The sequence below is a fragment of the Paenibacillus sp. CF095 genome (assembly GCF_900101225.1).
Taxonomy (GTDB): domain Bacteria; phylum Bacillota; class Bacilli; order Paenibacillales; family Paenibacillaceae; genus Paenibacillus.
The window spans coordinates 4080424-4098263 of sequence record NZ_FMZN01000001.1 but is presented as its reverse complement, the minus strand read 5'-3'; the positions used below and the strand labels follow the sequence as shown (position 1 = coordinate 4098263).

Annotated in this window: 17 protein-coding genes; 9 read left to right on the top strand and 8 right to left on the bottom strand. The window is 46.3% G+C overall.

Translation table 11 applies throughout. The features are described 5' to 3' along the window. Positions 1–273: 273 nt before the first annotated feature. The 3 genes from BLS69_RS18150 to BLS69_RS18140 all read left to right on the top strand — a co-directional run bounded on the left by BLS69_RS18150 (position 274) and on the right by BLS69_RS18140 (position 3391). Positions 274–1767, top strand: coding sequence for a TROVE domain-containing protein (locus tag BLS69_RS18150; protein WP_091034163.1), 1494 nt, complete (start codon positions 274–276; stop codon positions 1765–1767). A 26-nt stretch (positions 1768–1793) separates the two neighbouring features. After that, positions 1794–2597 (top strand): nucleotidyltransferase domain-containing protein, encoded by an 804-nt coding sequence (locus BLS69_RS18145; protein WP_091034161.1) that lies wholly within the window; start codon positions 1794–1796, stop codon positions 2595–2597. 161 nt (positions 2598–2758) lie between these two features. Next, positions 2759–3391, top strand: a complete 633-nt coding sequence (locus tag BLS69_RS18140) for a copper amine oxidase N-terminal domain-containing protein (protein WP_091034158.1) — start codon at positions 2759–2761, stop codon at positions 3389–3391. Positions 3392–3523: 132 nt separating this feature from the next. On the opposite strand, the gene BLS69_RS18135 is transcribed toward BLS69_RS18140, so the two are convergent. After that, the gene (locus BLS69_RS18135; protein ID WP_091034156.1) at positions 3524–3916 is read right to left on the bottom strand and encodes a RidA family protein; all 393 of its coding nucleotides are present in this window, start codon (positions 3914–3916) and stop codon (positions 3524–3526) included. Positions 3917–4193: 277 nt separating this feature from the next. Between BLS69_RS18135 and BLS69_RS18130 the strand changes: the two genes are divergently transcribed. Further along, entirely contained in the window at positions 4194–4445 is a 252-nt protein-coding gene (locus BLS69_RS18130; RefSeq protein ID WP_047841868.1) for an RNA-binding protein, read from the top strand. A gap of 124 nt (positions 4446–4569) precedes the next feature. On the opposite strand, the gene BLS69_RS18125 is transcribed toward BLS69_RS18130, so the two are convergent. From BLS69_RS18125 to BLS69_RS18110, 4 genes are all read right to left on the bottom strand, one after another. Continuing rightward, positions 4570–5406 (bottom strand): hypothetical protein, encoded by an 837-nt coding sequence (locus BLS69_RS18125; RefSeq protein WP_091034153.1) that lies wholly within the window; start codon positions 5404–5406, stop codon positions 4570–4572. Positions 5407–5464: 58 nt separating this feature from the next. Further along, complete coding sequence (locus BLS69_RS18120; protein WP_091034151.1) at positions 5465–5923, bottom strand: hypothetical protein; 459 nt, start codon at positions 5921–5923, stop codon at positions 5465–5467. A gap of 16 nt (positions 5924–5939) precedes the next feature. Continuing rightward, positions 5940–7007 carry a WXG100 family type VII secretion target gene (locus BLS69_RS18115; protein ID WP_091034148.1) on the bottom strand — a complete coding sequence of 356 codons (1068 nt, stop codon included), beginning with the start codon at positions 7005–7007 and terminating at the stop codon, positions 5940–5942. A gap of 305 nt (positions 7008–7312) precedes the next feature. Further along, positions 7313–8233 carry an AEC family transporter gene (locus tag BLS69_RS18110; protein WP_047841870.1) on the bottom strand — a complete coding sequence of 307 codons (921 nt, stop codon included), beginning with the start codon at positions 8231–8233 and terminating at the stop codon, positions 7313–7315. A gap of 121 nt (positions 8234–8354) precedes the next feature. Here BLS69_RS18110 and BLS69_RS18105 point away from each other — a divergent pair, with 121 nt between their 5' ends. The 3 genes from BLS69_RS18105 (at position 8355) to BLS69_RS18095 (ending at position 11168) form a co-directional block, all read left to right on the top strand. Then, positions 8355–8870 (top strand): mismatch-specific DNA-glycosylase, encoded by a 516-nt coding sequence (locus tag BLS69_RS18105; protein ID WP_091034145.1) that lies wholly within the window; start codon positions 8355–8357, stop codon positions 8868–8870. 143 nt (positions 8871–9013) lie between these two features. Beyond that, the gene (locus tag BLS69_RS18100) at positions 9014–9589 is read left to right on the top strand and encodes an RNA polymerase sigma factor (RefSeq protein ID WP_091034143.1); all 576 of its coding nucleotides are present in this window, start codon (positions 9014–9016) and stop codon (positions 9587–9589) included. Further along, a complete protein-coding gene (locus BLS69_RS18095; protein WP_091034139.1) occupies positions 9567–11168 on the top strand; it encodes a DUF4179 domain-containing protein in 1602 nt (533 codons plus the stop codon). Before BLS69_RS18100 ends, BLS69_RS18095 begins: the two co-directional genes overlap by 23 nt. 227 nt (positions 11169–11395) lie before the next feature. On the opposite strand, the gene BLS69_RS18090 is transcribed toward BLS69_RS18095, so the two are convergent. Then, a complete protein-coding gene (locus BLS69_RS18090; RefSeq protein WP_176872763.1) occupies positions 11396–12454 on the bottom strand; it encodes a LacI family DNA-binding transcriptional regulator in 1059 nt (352 codons plus the stop codon). A gap of 482 nt (positions 12455–12936) precedes the next feature. On the opposite strand from BLS69_RS18090, the gene BLS69_RS18085 reads away from it, so the two are divergent. Continuing rightward, on the top strand, positions 12937–14256 hold the full coding sequence (locus BLS69_RS18085) for a glycoside hydrolase family 125 protein (RefSeq protein WP_091034133.1): 1320 nt from the start codon (positions 12937–12939) through the stop codon (positions 14254–14256). Between the two features lie 309 nt (positions 14257–14565). Here BLS69_RS18085 and BLS69_RS18080 read toward each other — a convergent pair whose 3' ends face one another. Both BLS69_RS18080 and BLS69_RS18075 read right to left on the bottom strand, forming a co-directional pair. Beyond that, positions 14566–15621, bottom strand: coding sequence for a Gfo/Idh/MocA family protein (locus tag BLS69_RS18080; protein ID WP_091034130.1), 1056 nt, complete (start codon positions 15619–15621; stop codon positions 14566–14568). Positions 15622–15751: 130 nt separating this feature from the next. Then, positions 15752–16639, bottom strand: a complete 888-nt coding sequence (locus BLS69_RS18075) for a sugar phosphate isomerase/epimerase family protein (protein WP_091034127.1) — start codon at positions 16637–16639, stop codon at positions 15752–15754. A gap of 129 nt (positions 16640–16768) precedes the next feature. Between BLS69_RS18075 and BLS69_RS18070 the strand changes: the two genes are divergently transcribed. Further along, entirely contained in the window at positions 16769–17665 is an 897-nt protein-coding gene (locus BLS69_RS18070; RefSeq protein WP_091034125.1) for an AraC family transcriptional regulator, read from the top strand. The last annotated feature ends 175 nt before the right edge of the window (positions 17666–17840 follow it).

Genomic DNA, 17840 nt, shown 5'->3' with positions numbered 1-17840 from the left:
CGTCATACTTTCGCCATGTTCGCGTGCAGATGTGTAAGGCATAATGAGGATGTGAAGCGGGGCAGCAACAAGCACTGTGGATCAAGGTTCCGAGGCGCCAGGGAGGGTTACTTCGACTGTTAATCGACCAGGTCGTTGGTTCGAATCCAATCGCCGCCGTTCATGGCGGTGTAGCTCAGCGGTAGAGCGGGTAATATACCTTCCCACCTTTTTCCTCGGATCATTTTATTAAGGAATATCAGTAAATAGACTCACACCGGGAGGTCATGAGTGATGAGCAGAGCGAAACAATTATTTAATCAACCTCAGCCAACGACACGTAATCATGGGGGTTATGGAGCCTATGAGCGATTGGTGGAGGAACAATATATACAGATGTTGATGACCAATACATTGAACAATACGTTCTATGCAGATACCCAGCAACTGATGGACGATGCGATGGTCAGTCATCAGGAGATGGCTGAGGTTGATGCAGGGTTTATGGCGCGGGCACTGGTCTATGCTCGTAATGAAGGTTTGATGCGGTTGCAGCCTCTATATGGGCTGGCACTGCTGTCCAAAGTGGATGTGGATCATTTTGCAAAGGTATTCTCCCAAGTAGTACAGACACCGGCTGATTTGGCCGATTTTCTGACTATTCTGAGAGGAACTGGTCGGGGACAGGGCGGTCGAGGGGTGAAGCGTCAGGTGAGTCAATTTTTAAACGGCATTACTGAATATTGGGCGATCAAATACAACGGGCGAGGACGTGGATATAGTCTGGGCGATATGATCGCTACAGCACACCCCAAGCCGATAGATCTGAAGCAGCAAGCCTTGTTTCGTTATTTGCGCGGGCATGAGGTGGATCTTACGGAACTTCCGCAGTTGCAGGCGCTGGAAAAGCTGAAAGCTACCCCAAACCCGGCAAGTCGGATGCATCTGATCGAGAAAGGTAAACTGCCGTATTCGGTGGTCACCTCGATTATGCAACCTACACGTACGGTGTGGGAGGCGTTAATGTCACAGATGCCGACCTTTGCGTTGCTGCGCCATCTGAATGCAATGGATCGGGCAGGTGTTTTTGAAAAATCGAAAAATATCGATTACGTAACAGGTCGTCTAACGGATGCAGAAGCCCTGCGCAAGTCGCGCATCTTGCCTTTCCGATTCGCCAGTGCGTATGAAATGATTGCGAGAGAAGAGTTGCGGGATGCTTTGCGGCAAGCGGTGGAGCTATCCATTGGCAACCTACCAACGCTGCCGGGAAGAACGGCTATTTTTCTGGATCGTTCCGGTTCCATGCAAGGGGATTATTTGCGGATTGGTTCGGTGCTGGCACTGGCGCTTTATAAACAAACACGAGGTAACGCACTGTTCTGGTTATTCGATCATATGGTTGAGGATGCTCGTCCCAAGATGGATGAGAGCATTCTTTCCCAAGCTCACCGTATTCGCGCACAAGGTGGAACAGACACGGGTCGACCAGTGCGGGAACTTCGGGATATCGGAGAAAAAGTGGATCAGATCATTATGATCACCGATGAACAGCAGAATGAAGGCAGCCCGTTATATGCCGAGCTTGAGCGATATCGCCGGATGATGAATCCGGAGTTGAAGGCATTTATTGTGGATATAGCACCTTATCGGCAGGCAATGGTACCGCCACGGGATGGCAAAACCTTTTACATCTACGGTTGGAGTGAAACGGTATTGACGTATATTGCCGAGACTGTGGCAGGATATGATACACTCGCGAACCGGGTTAGAGAGATAGAGATTTAATTGAGGGAATTTGGAGGCGGCTGACCATGACCTACGTTCATGAAGAAATGAGAGATACGATTAGACAACAGCTGAAGCAGATTGAACAGGACGAGCAGGTACGGATCATCTATACCTGTGAATCAGGCAGCCGGGCGTGGGGGTTTCCTTCTCAGGACAGCGATTATGATGTGCGTTTTCTGTATGTGAGACCGCTGGAATGGTACTTGTCGATTGAGGATAAAAGGGATGTTATCGAACGCCCAATCAGTGACCAGCTCGACATTAATGGTTGGGATCTGCGCAAGGCGTTGAAGCTGTTTCGCAAATCCAATCCACCACTTTTGGAGTGGCTGCAATCCCCCATTCAGTATGATGAACAGTATAACGTGGCACAGCATATCCGTGCACTTTCACCATTGACCTTCTCGCCCAAGTCCTGCATGTATCATTATCTGAATATGGCGAAAGGCAATTTTCGAGATTATTTACAAGGTGAGCAAGTGAAGATTAAAAAGTATTTCTATGTTCTTCGTCCCTTACTCGCTTGTGGCTGGATTGAACGTTATGATGCGATGCCACCGATGGCATTTGAGGAGCTGGTGCAAGAACTTGTACCTGCAAATACATCGCTGTATACGGAGATTCATGAATTGCTGCGCCGGAAAAAGGCGGGCGAGGAACTGGATCTGGAGCCGCAGTTGCCCGCAATCCAGACTTTTTTGGCGGAGAAGATCGAGCATTTTGAACGACTGGCTGGCCAGATGGAGAATGAACAGATTATTGAATTTGAAGAATTGGACCGGATTTTCCGTTTGGCATTGCAAGAGGTGTGGGGTGAAGGGGGGTAAGAGAAAGAAAGTTGCGTGCTGGCGACGCTTTCGCTGGAGTCAGAGCGAGTAGACCCGCGTTTGTAAATTGTTATATGAAAATAATTTTTGTTATTCACCTATATTGTATGGGTAATTATGGTATGATACTCTGGCCAAACTAATTGCTGGAGGTTATCCGTATGCGTATCAAAGTAATAAGCAGTTTGCTTGCCATTTTCATGATTTTTGCTACCGTTGCGTCTGCTCACCCGGGAAGAACAGATTCGAGTGGAGGGCACACCTGTCGTACCAACTGTGCAAAATGGGGGCTGAAACAAGGGGAATATCACTATCACAACGGAGGTTCCTCTTCGAGTTCCAAATCTTCTTCTTCAAGTTCATCCAGTTCAGGAAGTACCAAGAAAAGTAACAAGTCTTCAACGGCAAGCAAAAAGAAAGCTGCTCCTAAACCGGAATATATCACCTCTTCTGTTCAGGTGAAGGTGAATGGTTCCAAGGTTATTTTCACTGAATCTCCAATTGTAATGAATAATACAAATCTCGTACCCCTGCGTGAGATGGCCAAAGCGTTGAAAGCCAAAACGTATTGGGACAGTAAGACTCAAACTATTACCGTTACCAAAGCCAAGTACAAGCTAATCTTTTCCTTGGGCAGTAAAAAGGTGAAGGTGAACGGGAAAGAAGTCACCCTACAGGCAGCACCCAAAGAAATTAAGGGAACAACATACATTCCACTCAGAGTTTTGGTAGAAGGGCTTGGAGCATCCCTCACTTCATCCGGTAATACGCTGACAGTGAAGGTGAAAGAATAAGATTAAGAGATTATAAAAAAGCAGGTTGGGACCTAATCCCAACCTGCTTTTTTATGTGGCGCATGAACTTCGTTAAAGCAAGTTCCTTATCATGCTTGTGTGCGTGTGCTGTAACTTTTGAAATGATCTGGATCAGTTTGTATGTGCAACTGCGCGAATCTCAATCAGTTGATGAGGGAAGTCGAGTCCAGATGTCCCAACCATCGTGACAGCCGGACGATGAGTACCAATGTACTCTTTATACACGGCAACACATGGCTCAAGATGCTCCTGCGGGTGAACCAAAAAAATCTCCAGTTCAGCAATGTTCGACTTGGTCACGTTAAATCCTGCGAGCACGCGGTCCAAGTTATCTAATGTCTGGCGAACCTGTGCTTCAATATCATCGACACCAATAAACGTCCCCTGCATATCATGCGAAAATTGTCCTGCAATGTAGATCATACCGTTAATGCTGTATCCCTGAGCAACGCTAAATGCTTCTTCCCAGGGTACACCATGGCTATATATTTGAGCTGAAGACATATATTTCTCTCCTTTGGAAATTCAAGATAAGGTTAGTATAAACGGAGAAAAACGACTTGGGCAGTACGCACTTTCATGACAGTGACTATCCATTAGGATAGTGTAAAACACGGTGTTTGTGAGCCTAACGACTCATTCCAGAGAATCTTTATATCAGGATATTTAATTTAGGTATAACTAACTTAAGTCCTATATCCTTCCACTAGAATCTGGGTAATAATTATAGTAGGCAAGTGATTAATGGAATCTCATAACGTAACGATAGGGGGTAACCTGTATGGCATCTGTGATTCTTCTGGTGAAACAGACGGAGGACGATGAGAAGGTTATTTATCGCTTCGGACCGAATGAGCGAAAGATGGGGCTCATTGAGATGAATAAGATCAAGGAAAGTGTGAGGGAACTGGAACCTGTCCAGGTGGATGGGGTAAGTCCGAGTTTTTTCTTTAATCGAGCCGCGCAGCGACTGGTACGATGTTTATTCAGGGAAGGCGGCAAGTTCCCGGAACGAACGACGTTTGAATCATAGTCCTATGGCAGGCTGCATGACAAGTAGCTGAGCAGGCAGCTGAGAGTTCATGGGTTAAATAATGGAAGAAGTCCAAGAGACCAAAGGTGGTGGCTCTTGGACTTTTTTTGCGTGTGGTGCACATTTAAGTATGGGAGACAGGAACCGCGAAGCGATCGATCCATTCTCGCAATTGTCTACGAAAGGAGGAATTGGTATGCTGGTCAATCTCGATGTTAGAATTATTTTCGCTGGTGGAATCTCTGTTAGTCATGCTCCAGATACCTTGTTCGGTATGAAGCAGCAGGAGAGCTTGATCAGGCAGAGGAATTACATCTTCGGCATAATTGATGATACTGAGGTTATCCACACTACGACCAGAAGCTTCAAAAGAGTTATGCCATACCTTCAATAACTCGCGTGTTTCTAGAGGTAGCTCCCAATCGTCCATGAATCTATCTAACAAAATACGGTTTTCCTCGTTCGTCAAGACATTCCATTGTTCCTCCGTTATCGTGAACTGAGTAGGTTGATCAATGAATGGTTTATGTTGCCCTATGTAAAATCGGAACAGTTCCTCTTCCCATTCTTCAGTTTCTGTCCAGGTGAACAAATGCACACGTTGATCCACTGCCAAATGATAGAGGTATGTATCGTTGTTATCTGTACTTTTGTGAATAGTTAATACCTTTTCTTGTTCAAGGCTGTCTGAGTACGCTCTAATCATGCTGCGGCTTTGGGCAAAATGCATAAGCATCTTCAAAAAATCCGTCTCGATCTCTATCTCGCTATCTTCCATATGCAAGATGAGCCCTTTGGATAAAAGACCGTGAGAGGCAGCCCTTAGAACGAGTTCCCAGTGTTGTTCAGATAACTCGCCATACATCGGTTTTAGGAGACCGGCTGCAATGTCCTCTGCACCAAGTGTGGCCAGCGCAAATCCGAATTCTTCAATGGATAAGGTTACAAGTGGTTTATTCATGAGCTTAACCGCCTACTTTCTATGTAGATTGATAGATACAGGTTACTTTTTTAAAAGGTCATTTGTGCTCATTCCAAGTTTTTCGAAGTACTTTAAGAATGTCGCTTTCCTGATGTTTCAGTAGACTATACGTATATATTTTATAGCTTTTTCCATCAACCATTTTGAATAAGTAATAGGATGGAGTAGGCTGGATCCATTTGTTTAGTCCCGGTGCTACGAAATCAATGGTACGTATATCCTTCCAAGATAACTGTTTTCCTGCATTTGTCTTAATGCCAGACAGATCGAAGGAAAATAAAATGTTTGTTCCAAATATTCTCGTGATGTTCCAGATAAACAGACGTCCCACAAACCAAAAGCTTAAGAATGCCGCACTAGTAAAGTACAAGGTTTGCAGAACGCTATTGTCACCATAGATAACATCACCAGTCAAGACAAGTCCAGCTATGATAAAAAGAGCAGATATCAGCGTATGACGTATTGCATATTTGCGTTGGTATGTAACGAACTGCATGGATACCTCCTAAGTATTATTTGAAGAGTTTACTAACCCATCTAATCCCTTTTTCAGCCGCTGAGGCTATATGTTTTCCGGCATAACTACCTATAGCTCCGCCTACATAAGCTCCAACTGCTGTTCCTGCAGGCCCGGCGAACGATAATAGGGTCCCGCCAACAATAGCCCCGGCTCCTGCAGAGGCAGACTTGATCACGATATTCGATGTGGACACGGCGAGATCCGTTTTGGTTAATGTTCCTTCCTTATACTTGGAGACCGTTTTAACCCCTTCATCCCAAACATTAAGTCCTACGTTGATAGGGAACAGTTTTTTGCTTATCATTGTAGGGATTTTGGAAATTTTCATACCGTATTGACCTTTATTCACACCGGCAATAACATTGCGGGTCCATTGACCGAAGCTGTTGGCTTTGTTGAAACCAAGCCCGATATCACCTACTTTTAATTTACCTGCAAGTCGATCAAAGCCCTTTAATCCTTTCATAACCAGACCGGGGTTGCGGAATTGTTTATCCAGTTTACGTGCCATGTTACTCAGAAAGGAATTCCCCTTTCCCTTCACCCACGGAGCATTATGTACTTTGGCACGGCTAGAGTTCCGGGGATCTACTTTGAAATGAACCGTTTTGGAGAGTACCATGGACGTAGCCAAAGCAGAATATAATCCTGTTCCAATCAGGCCTACATTCCCATGAATCCCATTAATTATATTCCAGGACTTACTTCCTTGATCATATATATCCGATAGCGTCGATTTTACATCTTTCCCAGAAGTGGATTGGCTTGAACTGGTCTGTACACCATGCCCCTGAGATTGATCCGCTTGTGAGAAACGAGTTGCGATGGTATGTAGTTCCATGCCAATTGCAGAGACTGAGCTAGAGAATCTTTCCATTTGCCGATGTGCCACCTGAAAGTTCTGAAAGAAACGCTCCTGTGTGATTCCCGACCACTGGCTTTGTAATGTACTTATATGTCTGCTTAAATTGTTAATCATGCTACGACTATGTTCCGAAGCTTGAGCAAATTGCTTGGAGATTGCCTGAAGCTGCTCAGGCGGTACAATAATCCTGGTCACGACATTCACCTCGTGGAAGATAAAATTAAGAATTTCTACAGATTATGTATATATCAAAAATGAAACGCTGTGAAATATTTACCCACTAATTTTAAAGGTCGAAACGTTTATTCGCAACGGATAATAAGGAATTGACGCGCAAAACAGTCCTTTGGTTGGGTTAAATAAGTGCTTATCGTAAGACTTTGTTCCTGCAAATGGGACGAAGAGTATAAACAAAGAAGCCCACAACCTCCTATAGGGGGCGTGGACTTGTAAATTTTAGTTTGGTCTTCAAGGAGAATGTACTTATGGACATTCCTCAACTAGAACGTTTTGGCATAAGAGATCAGTGCCGTAATCGTGATGATATTAAGCAACGTTGAGATCAGCACCGTCTGGGCTGCAAAATCGGGTTCGTTATCGTATTCTTCCGCGAGAATGGATGCGTTGACACCGGTCGGCATACCCGAAGCGATAATGAGTGCCTGTGCAGCGATACCTTCCAATCCAAGCAGTAGCACAATTGAAATCCCGATAGCGGGGCCAATCAGGAGACGCAAAAATGTGCTAATATACACATCAAGACGGTACAGCCGGATTGGATATTTTACAATCTGTGCTCCGAGTGTCAACAGCGCCACGGCAACCATACTTTGCTGCGCATAGGTCAGCGGCATGGACAGGAACGTAGGCAAGGGAACCTTCCACATGTGAAACAGAATCCCCAGCAAGAGCGCATACGGAACAGGCATTTTAAGAAATCCAATAATCACGGCACGGTAATTACCTTTGAGCTTCGCGCCCTGAATGGACAACACGCCATAGGTGAATGTCAGTAATGCCTGCAAAGACATGACCAGCGCCTGAATGGAAGAGGCGAGTGGATCGCCGCGGAATACCAGTGCATTGATGGGCAGTCCATAGTTGCCTGCGTTATCCAGCATAATGCTGTTGTTGAAGGCAGCCTTCATGCCTTTATTCATCCGAAGCGAGCGTGCAACTACAGAACCTACAATATAGAGAATCAATACATATATTGCGTAAAAGAGTGTCACAGTCCCGAGCAGTTCCCCGGACATATCCGAGTGATACATGCTCATAAAGACGGCTGCGGGGGTAATACAATAGAAATTGATTTTGGCGAGGGTGTACAAGTCCAGCTTGAACACCTTTTGCATCCAGGACCCGACGGCGATCAGGAGAAAGACGGGCAGGACGACTTCAAGCATGATGTCTGCAATCATTAGTTCAGCTTCCTTTTTCATGAAAATTTCAATCCGATTTCGAAAATGCTTTGCTTATTATATCATTTTATACACAACGGAACGTGGGAATAGGCTAAAAAAGATCAGGAGGGGTTGCATCATGATTCCAGATCATTTGGATGTTGGTTTATCGATATTGTTTATTGGTTTCAATCCTAGTATTACGTCTGGAGAGACGGGTCATCATTATGCTTACAAAGGAAACCGGTTTTGGCGCATTCTTGAACGGTCGGGATTAACCCCGCGTTTATATGATGCACAAGAGGATGGAGAGTTGCTGAAGCTGGGATATGGGTTCACGAATATTGTGGCGCGTCCCACCAGAGGTATGGAGGATATTACGAAGGAAGAGTATGCAGAAGGACGCCAGATTTTACGGCAAAAGCTGGAGGACTACCGACCGGACATCGCCTGTTTTGTCGGGAAAGGGGTATACAACCAGTACAGCAAACGTGCCAAAGTGCAATGGGGATTCCAGGATGACCCGGTCGTCAAGGAGATTCAGGAGTTCGTCGCTCCGTCGTCCAGTGGACTCGTGCGCATGTCGATGGATGAGATTGTGGCGATCTATTCACAGCTTGCTGATTTTGTTGCGGAGAAGAACGGGGAAGATTAAGAGGCAAGTAAGCAGAGTTCACCCAGTCGGCTTTGCCGATAAGGGCGAATTCTTTTTTTTTGGATAAAGTGAGAGGTTTCGGGAACGGCTTCCGTCTATATAGTACAGAACCATGCATGGAAGCTGTAGAGAAGGGGGATTACATGACTCAACAGATACCGGAGGAGGAGCTTATTCAGCGCATTGTTGCAGGGGATAAGCAGTTGTTCTCCGTGCTTGTGGATCGATATAAAAATAAAGTCTACGGCATCATGCGCGGAATGGGCGCGAGTCATCCGGATGCACAGGATCTCGCTCAGGATACGTTCATTCGCATCTATCGTTATCTCCCGTCGCGGCGGGAGGGAGGCAGTTTCTCGTCGTGGGTGTACACCATTGCGGTGAATCGGATGCGGGATTTTATACGGGAAAAGAAACCCGTCATGTCTCCGGTCGATCAGGCGATTGAACCTGTCAGTAATGAAACACCGGAAAAACGTGTGCTGCATAAAGAGATGCAGCGTGAAATATATCGACAGCTCGAACAGTTACCGGAATCGTATCGCCTGGTGTTATTACTGAAGTACACAAACGAGTTGAGCTATGAAGAGATTGCAGACATTACAGGCATGAGTTCAACCAAAGTGCGCAACGCCCTTTACCGCGGTAAAAAAACGCTGAGGAAGCAAATGGAACGCAAAGGAGGTTTAGCTACGTATGAAGCCTATTTCAAAGGATGAAGATCGGTTGTGGGAGGAGCACCTATACCGTGAGGAGCCAGATGAGGATTTTACGCTTAAGGTCATGCAGAAGCTGGATGGCATGTCCATGGAGCGTGACGAAGCTGAAAGTCCATGGTCGAGAAAGGTACCCGAGACAAGATGGATATACCGTACGGGGATTGTGGCTGCGGCTGTGCTCCTGTTTGGAGGAGGTGCATTGCTGGCTTGGGATCGGACAGGTGCACCGGAGCAGCCGGTAGTGAGCGCTGTAAATATTCCTCGTTTACCCGATATACCAGTACCTACAGAAATAAGGGAAGCATTCCTCACTGAAGATTATAAGCGATTGAAGCCACCAGGGCTTGTGGTTAATCCGAACATTCAGATTGAAGATCAGGGATACACATTCGAGATCAAAGATGTGCTTGTCGATCGTTCACAAATTGTGTTTTTAACGGAGCAAACTAGCCCGGACGACATCAGGATACCAGTCGTTACTCCAGAAGCAGGGAAGATTCATATTACAGATGTACATGGTAATTTGGTTGCTGTTCCTGTAGTGAATTCCCAGCCTAGTGGTATAAATTATCGAAAATTCGTATTTCAATTAAATGATGTTATTCCAGATCAGATTGTCGTACGCGGAGAATTAAACTTTCTAAAAATACCTGATTATTATGATGCGGGTACTAACACAACGGTAAAAAATAATACAACAGTAGATTGGAGTTTCCAATTCAACATCGACATGACAAAAGCAAAAGCAATGGCTACTATGACTCCTATGAATAATACGTATACCACGCCGGAGGGGTTAAAGCTAGACATGACACAACTTGTAAGAACGCCAAGCGGAACCCGTCTTGATGTGAATGTCAGTTTGAATGATCAACTGCAGGCTAAAGTGAGTGAGGATTGGAAGGAACAGATGGATATCCTGTATCACATCGAAATTCCTGAAACCAATGAGTATAGAATATTTAACGGAAGCAGGCCTTACGCTCGACAGGCGAAGTTCCGGCTCCGTGATCTGAGTGAAGCGAACGAAAATGGCGGTTGGTTGAAACTATCCGAGACGTGGGACCCCGCATTTGTGACGGTGGACGCGAAGAATACTCGCTTTGTATTAGATGGCTACACCTTACCGGTAAAGGAAGAAAAGTCTATCGAAATTGATCTTGAACAACTCCCTCTCACGACCACAATATTTGAGCAATCGGGTGACAGAGTCGTTTTGAATGGGTATAATTTTGATCCAGAAAGAGGGGGGTATATTCCATCGGGTAGTGGAGCCGATGACCAGCACTCTCTTGTATTGTTAGGAAGTGCAGAGTTCTCCAACGAAATTGCCGGGGACAAATGGGTGGCGGTTGATCGTGAAGGAATCGAATATCCCGTTTCAATTCTAAATTCGATTAAAGAGATAAATAATGACGAAAAATATGTTACAAGTGATCTCAAATTAATGGTTCATGGCCTCTATCAGAATTCTGCTACCAAGTTCACCTTGAAACGAACGGTGGTTCACCGTGAGTTCCGTGATGTGAATTGGGAAGTGGATCTTCCATCGTACAATAGCCTGCCTTGGCTGAAATAACCACTAGTACAATTCAAGACATGAAGTAAATGAACGCTTCGAATGGATGTATAAGGATGGATCAACAGATTTAAGTGTGGATGTATAGACATATAAGCATATAAGCCTAATATACGAAAAGGCCCTGCATAATGGTATGCGGGGCCTCTTTCGTTTGCACCAGACTTACGGGGACAGCAAGTACCTAACGAATGCATCTTCAAAAAAGAGCGGTTACCCTTTCCGAATTATGCCGATTCCCTTGGAATCAACGTAGTCGATAACATAACCGTTTCTTTTGGCGTCCCCGGGCGTTCGATCCGGCGTTGTAAAGCTTCCACCGCACGCTGTCCGAGTTCCTCTTTGCACAGATTAACTGTGGTCAGAGGTGGGGAAGACGTAACGGCAGAATGTACATTGTCGATACCGATGACAAGGCAATCTTTAGGTGTGGAGATGCCCATCTCCTGTAATTTGTGCATCCACTGCAAAGCAATATCATCATTAACACCGATCCAGGCATCGGGACGTTCATCATCTGGCATGTTTTGAATGGTGGTAGCCAATTGGTTAACCCATTCTCCATTCTCATATGGGATATTCCATGCCCTGAAGCTGGTCGTATGACTGGTATCCACATGGAAATGGTTCAAGGCCAACTCAATCCCGATCTTCCGCTGCGCAAAGCTGGCAGCACGACCATCATCTGTGATGAGGCCAATCCGTCGGCAATTCATAGACATTAGATATCTAGCCACAGTGATGCCAGCTTCCAGATTATCATGGCTGATCGTATCACAATTCAGCAGGGGTTCCTGATGATCTACCAAAATAATAGGCCGACCCGTCTGAGAGAGTCGTTGCAGAACCGTATGCGGGAAAGCCCCCATGACAATAATCCCGGCACAACGTTCCCAGTCCAAGTGAGGAGCAATAGCTTTTTCGGGAGAGGTGTTCTCGTCCGTCACTCCGAGTGAGGGAGATACAATGGCATGATGCCAACCACGCTCATTACAGGCGGAGATCATGCCTGACAGAACACGTTGCCAGTAGTGAGGTTCACCGCGGTTGAGCTGATTCATGCATATGAGAGCAAACGGTGGATCGGACGGATCTGCATGGTTTGCAGCAGGAATATTGTTAGTACCCGGAGTACTTTGGCGATATCCTAAAGCGCGAGCGAGTTCCAGTACCCGTGCGCGTGTCGCTTCACTGACACCTGTCTTGCCACTGAGTGCGCGGGAGACGGCATATTTGGATAATCCGAGCTGGTCAGCCAGCGTCTGAATGGATACTTTGCGTGACATATCATTACTCCTTCGTATGTGAGCAATTTGCATAAATCCAATGATCGTATCGATTGAATGAATGCAAATTTCAGATGTAAATAGTGAATTGAATTTTCAATGAGATGACCTTTATGAATTGACGATCATCTTCTGACACAGTACACTTACAAATAATAATGTTATTATAATTTATCATAACAAAAATAACAATAGTGTAAGAGTGTTAGGGTCAATTTAAACCAATCTATATATGTTCAACTAAACATTTACAAGATAACGGAGAGGGCAGAAATAATCTGAAGAAGCGAAGCTAAAAGCTTTCTGCAAGAAAGCTGCATCGGAAGCATAAACTTCGCCTTTATCACCGGATTTCCCCTTGAGAAAGGGGATCGAAAAAATCTGGGGATAACGGCGATCGGAAGGTTATTCTGCAATCGGAGCGCGGTTGTAAATAATTATTAGCTGAACTTAAATAAACCAATTCAAAGGAGACAACATCCATGGAACAGTTCAGATTACCGAAAATCCCTATGCCGCATCTGGAATTACCGCAAGCTGTGCAGGATATTCTGACTGAAGCGGACGAGCGTTTGCAACATCGACCGAGGTTGCTGGCTCAATTTCGCAATTGTTTTCCCAATACGCTGGAAACGACTACAAAGCTGCTCGATGATGGAACAACCTTTGTGATTACAGGGGATATTCCCGCCATGTGGTTAAGGGATTCCGTAGAGCAGGTCATGCACTATGTTCCGCTTGCGAAGGATGACGAGAAGTTGCAACGTATCATTGGAGGCCTGATCAAACGTCATACGTTCTACGCTGATATGGATATCTATGCCAATGCGTTCAATGAAACGGCGAATGGATGGCATTGGGATGCCAATGATGAGACGGAGATGTCACCTTGGGTGTGGGAACGGAAGTTTGAGCTGGATTCTCTTTGTTTTTCCATGAAGCTGGCTTATACATATTGGCGGGAGACTGAACTTACGGATATATTCGATGAGCGCTTCAAGAAAGTGATGGAGAATATCGTACAACTATGGGAGACAGAACAGCATCACACAGAGCAATCACCTTACCGGTTCATGCGTCGCAATTGTCCAGCCCATGATACGCTGCGAAATGAAGGATTGGGTATGCCCGTGAATTATACGGGGATGATCTGGTCCGGATTTCGTCCGAGTGATGATGCCTGTGATTTTCATTATAATATTCCCGCGAACATGTTCGCTGCGGTAACCTTGCGGCAGATGGGGGAGATCGCGAAGTGGGTGTTCCGGGATGAACAACTGGTAAGCCGGATGGCTCGTTTGGAAGAAGAAATACGACACGGTATTTCCCTCTACGGTACTTATCGTCATCCAGAGTATGGGCAGATTTATGCCTATGAGACGGACGGTTACGGAAACTTTTGTCTGATGGATGATGCAGGCACACCTGGGCTGATGTCTATACCGTATATGGAGTATGCTTCGATTGAAGACAGGGTATATCAAAACACTCGTCGATTTATTTTGAGCAAAGAAAACCCGTTCTACTATGAAGGGAAGGTAGCCAAAGGTATAGGTAGCCCCCACACCCCTCCGGGATACATCTGGCACATGGCGTTATCCATGCAGGGCTTAACCGCAAACAATGACGAGGAAATACTGGCGATGATTGAATTGCTGGAAAGTACGGATGCGGGTACCGGATATATGCATGAGGGCTTCCACGCCGATGATCCCAACACGTTCACCAGACCATGGTTTGCCTGGTCCAACAGCCTGTTCTCGCAACTGGTGTATAAGGCAATGAAAAAAGGAATTCTATAAGTGACGTAGTTCAAAAAAATAATTGCTCAATGCCTGCAAAGTGGCCGTTCCGGTTACGAATCGTTCTTTTGATCGCTGTTATCCCCGGATTTCTTGATCGCCTTTTGTAAAGTCGAAATCCGGTGATAAAGGCGAACGCTTTGCTTCTTCAGAATCGATTTCGTTCCCTGCACTACTTTTACTATCGAGCGCGACTGTTTTTGAACGACATCATTTTTAGAATAGGAGAGTAGGTAAAAAAACAAGAAAGCCCAAACTGCTGAACTTTGCAGTTTGGGCTTTGTTTAATTGAAAAACACAGGCGCTTTGCTATGTGTTTTTCAGTAGATCGGCGATGAACACTTTCTGGCCTGTGCGGGCGCTTTCCAGGGAAGCGAGGACCATGGCCATGCTGAACTGGTTATCGCTGCAATCGGTCTCAGGTAATCGTCCGGATTCCAGTGCGGCGAACATGTCTTCTAGGCAGCCATGGTGTCCTGTTTTGTCCATGACAGGCAGTTCCGCTTCAATCCGCTCACTTGGCTGGAAAAAGGATGGTTTGCCGTCAGCATCCAGGCTTTGCCCAGTAACCACCTCAGCATAGATGTCATCATGACCATCCCAGATGGCGGTTCCTTTTTCACCGATTACGCGCCAGCTTGCTTCCCATGATGTGGGTACACCTTCTGCGCACCAGGATCCGCGATAGTTGAATACGGACCCGTCAGACATCTCAAATATACATAACGCCATCGCATTGCCCTGATACCAGGAACCTGGAGGGTTGAACTCATGGCAGTACACCGATACCGGGTTGGCTCCGAGAATATACCTGGCCTGATCAAACGTATGTATCGCCATATCGAGCAGCAGCGGGCTATCCATGAGATCGCGGAATCCGCCGAAGTGTGGCCCGAGGAAGAAGTCGGCCCCTGCGTAACCTACCTGCCCTATAGCCCCGCCGGAAATGAGGTGCTGGTAGGCGCGGATACGCGGATCGAAACGGCGATTCTGCATCACGGCTTGAATGTGTCCTGTACTGCGAGAGGTTTGCACAATATCTGTGCAGTCGGAGAAGGACTCTGCGAGGGGTTTCTCGCCAAACACATGGCAGCCTTCCTTCAAGGCTGTCATGGCAATGCCGTAATGACTCGCCGGAATCGTGACATCAAACACGATATTTGCACCAGTCGCTTGAATAGCCTCACGGATATCGATGAACGTAGGGCAGGTGAGGCCATGTCTTGTAGCAAAAGTAAGGGCTGTCTGTTCATACAGATCAACCAGCCCCACGATTTCTGTATCCGGCCTTTGCAAGGCGTAGTCCGCCCACGTGTTTGCCATGGCACCGCAGCCGGCGATAATTACCCGATAAGGATGAGTCATGTTCTCATCTCCTTCGCATGGATTGTGTTATACAGCTCGCATTGAATTCGGGAAATGAGGAATAGATAAATTAAGGATGTTATCCAACCTCAGGCCAGCAGTATGTTAGGTTTAAATTGAGGCTGGTTTCCTATACCGGATTGGGCACAAAATCGCCGCCGCGGCATTGTTTCAAATATCGTAATGCATGTACCTGTCCGGTCATTTCGAGTTCGTCTTTGTAGACGGGATCATGCCAGCCTTCAATATCAATCGTGCCCTGATAACCGTTCTGGCGCAGAATGGTGATGATGTCTGCCCAGTTGTTATCCCCGAAGCCCGGAGTGCGGTGCCATACGAATTCACGTGGGCCGTGCACGCCATATTCTTTAACGATATCCCAGGCAATCGTGGCATCTTTGCCATGTACGTGGAACACTTTATGAGCCCATTTGCGTAGCTGTGGAATAGGATCAATCAGGCTGGACATTTGATGGCAAGGCTCCCACTCCAGCCCGACATTTTCATCTGGAACAGCATCAAACATCATCTCCCAGGCCGTCGGATTATGGGCAATGTTCCAGTCGCCTGTCTGCCAGGTGCCACCCATATCACAGTTTTCAAAAGCAATGCGTACACCCCGATCTGCTGCCCGGCGTGCCAGTTCACCAAATACTTCCTTGAACCGGGGGATGGACTCGCTAATGGGTTGATCCGTCAGACGTCCGGTGAACCCGGAGACGATATCTGCACCAAAGAGCTGTGCGTGATCAATCACTCGCTCCCAACTTGCCAGTGTATCGGCGTTGTCTCCGGCTCCAGTTAGCGGGTTACCAAACACACTCACCGCGGAGATAACGATACCTTGTTCGTCCACGATTTCACGGACACGTTTGGCTGTCTCTGCCAAGTCCAGGTCGCCAGTCGTTTGCCAGAAGGTCAGGTTAAATGATTCAAAGCCGTGTTGCATGATCTGCGGGATAACGCGGACGGCGTCCTGCCCGCCTACAAGGGTACCTATGCGTAATGATTTATTCATGGTTGTAATTCACTCCAATATTGGCTTATAGTACTTCGTGACACACTCATTATAGCCGTGGATTAACGGGATGGCTCTAAACAATCTTGTGTAATAATAGTCGGATCTTGTGAAGAGGGGGAAGAAGTCGTGCTGGATCTGAAAGCGCTTCACGAAAATACCCGAATTGACCATAAATCACATCCATTTCAGTTGTTCCAAAATCGGTGTTCAGATATGAAAGCTGAAGAATGCATTCTGTATTTGCATTGGCATGAACATTTCGAACTGATTATCATGCGCAAGGGAAGTGCGCTTTTTCATATTGATAGCAAACCTTATGTGGTTCGAGCAGGTGAGGTCATTATCATTCCGGGAGGCACATTGCATGTTGGATATGCTCTGGATGAGGGGGATGTGCATTATGATTCCGTTGTAGTGAACCGTGCACTGTTCCATGATTTCACTCATGATCCTGTGCATGAGCAATATGTCGCGCCGTATTTGGAAGGAAGAGTGAGATTTCCGGTCAAACCGGCAGAGGAAAACACAGCCTGCGTAGGCTATTATTCTTTGCTGAATGAAGCCGTAGAGGAAATGGCGTTACAGCCCCCGGCTTATCAGCTCGTGGTGAAATCCAAGCTGCATGCCTTGTTCACCCTGCTTGCGCGTACCTTTATGCCGCAGCAGCTACCGGATAAAACGGTCGGATCGTATTTTCCAAACCGCGAACGTTTCAAACAGTTGATTGCACAGATTGAAGCGGACCCCACAGGTAAGATGTCTGTTACGGAAGCGGCAAGTCATGTGGGATTGAATGCGTATCACTTCTGCAAAATGTTCAAAAAGCTGACCGGTCGTACCTTCGTGGAATACGTGAACGGGGGCAGGATGAGTGAGGCAGAACGACTATTGCAAGGCAGCAGTCTGACCATTACGGAGATCGCCGCTAGAGTAGGCTGCGACAACGCGAACTATTTTACGAAGTTATACAAACAGTACAAGGGCATGACCCCTTCGCAGGGACGGGGGAGAAAAGAAGGTTGAGCATAGCAAGTATAGCCGTAGTCTCCAATAAAATGTCTATAAAGATGGTTGTAACCCTAAGTAACTCGCAGTCGAAATTGTGAGCAGAAGTAGAAGTAGAAGTAGAAGTAGAAGTGGAGCACACACAGCAGTGATTACCGTAACAATAATCATGCGCATAGGCACATATACAAAG

Excerpts from the sequence above, each read along its gene's own strand:
- BLS69_RS18150 (WP_091034163.1), top strand. The coding sequence starts at position 274 with ATGAGCAGAGCGAAACAATTATTTAATCAACCTCAGCCAACGACACGT.
- BLS69_RS18145 (WP_091034161.1), top strand. The coding sequence starts at position 1,794 with ATGACCTACGTTCATGAAGAAATGAGAGATACGATTAGACAACAGCTG.
- BLS69_RS18140 (WP_091034158.1), top strand. The coding sequence starts at position 2,759 with ATGCGTATCAAAGTAATAAGCAGTTTGCTTGCCATTTTCATGATTTTT.
- BLS69_RS18135 (WP_091034156.1), bottom strand. The coding sequence starts at position 3,916 with ATGTCTTCAGCTCAAATATATAGCCATGGTGTACCCTGGGAAGAAGCA.
- BLS69_RS18130 (WP_047841868.1), top strand. The coding sequence starts at position 4,194 with ATGGCATCTGTGATTCTTCTGGTGAAACAGACGGAGGACGATGAGAAG.
- BLS69_RS18125 (WP_091034153.1), bottom strand. The coding sequence starts at position 5,406 with ATGAATAAACCACTTGTAACCTTATCCATTGAAGAATTCGGATTTGCG.
- BLS69_RS18120 (WP_091034151.1), bottom strand. The coding sequence starts at position 5,923 with ATGCAGTTCGTTACATACCAACGCAAATATGCAATACGTCATACGCTG.
- BLS69_RS18110 (WP_047841870.1), bottom strand. The coding sequence starts at position 8,233 with ATGATTGCAGACATCATGCTTGAAGTCGTCCTGCCCGTCTTTCTCCTG.
- BLS69_RS18105 (WP_091034145.1), top strand. The coding sequence starts at position 8,355 with ATGATTCCAGATCATTTGGATGTTGGTTTATCGATATTGTTTATTGGT.
- BLS69_RS18100 (WP_091034143.1), top strand. The coding sequence starts at position 9,014 with ATGACTCAACAGATACCGGAGGAGGAGCTTATTCAGCGCATTGTTGCA.
- BLS69_RS18095 (WP_091034139.1), top strand. The coding sequence starts at position 9,567 with ATGAAGCCTATTTCAAAGGATGAAGATCGGTTGTGGGAGGAGCACCTA.
- BLS69_RS18090 (WP_176872763.1), bottom strand. The coding sequence starts at position 12,454 with ATGTCACGCAAAGTATCCATTCAGACGCTGGCTGACCAGCTCGGATTA.
- BLS69_RS18085 (WP_091034133.1), top strand. The coding sequence starts at position 12,937 with ATGGAACAGTTCAGATTACCGAAAATCCCTATGCCGCATCTGGAATTA.
- BLS69_RS18080 (WP_091034130.1), bottom strand. The coding sequence starts at position 15,621 with ATGACTCATCCTTATCGGGTAATTATCGCCGGCTGCGGTGCCATGGCA.
- BLS69_RS18075 (WP_091034127.1), bottom strand. The coding sequence starts at position 16,639 with ATGAATAAATCATTACGCATAGGTACCCTTGTAGGCGGGCAGGACGCC.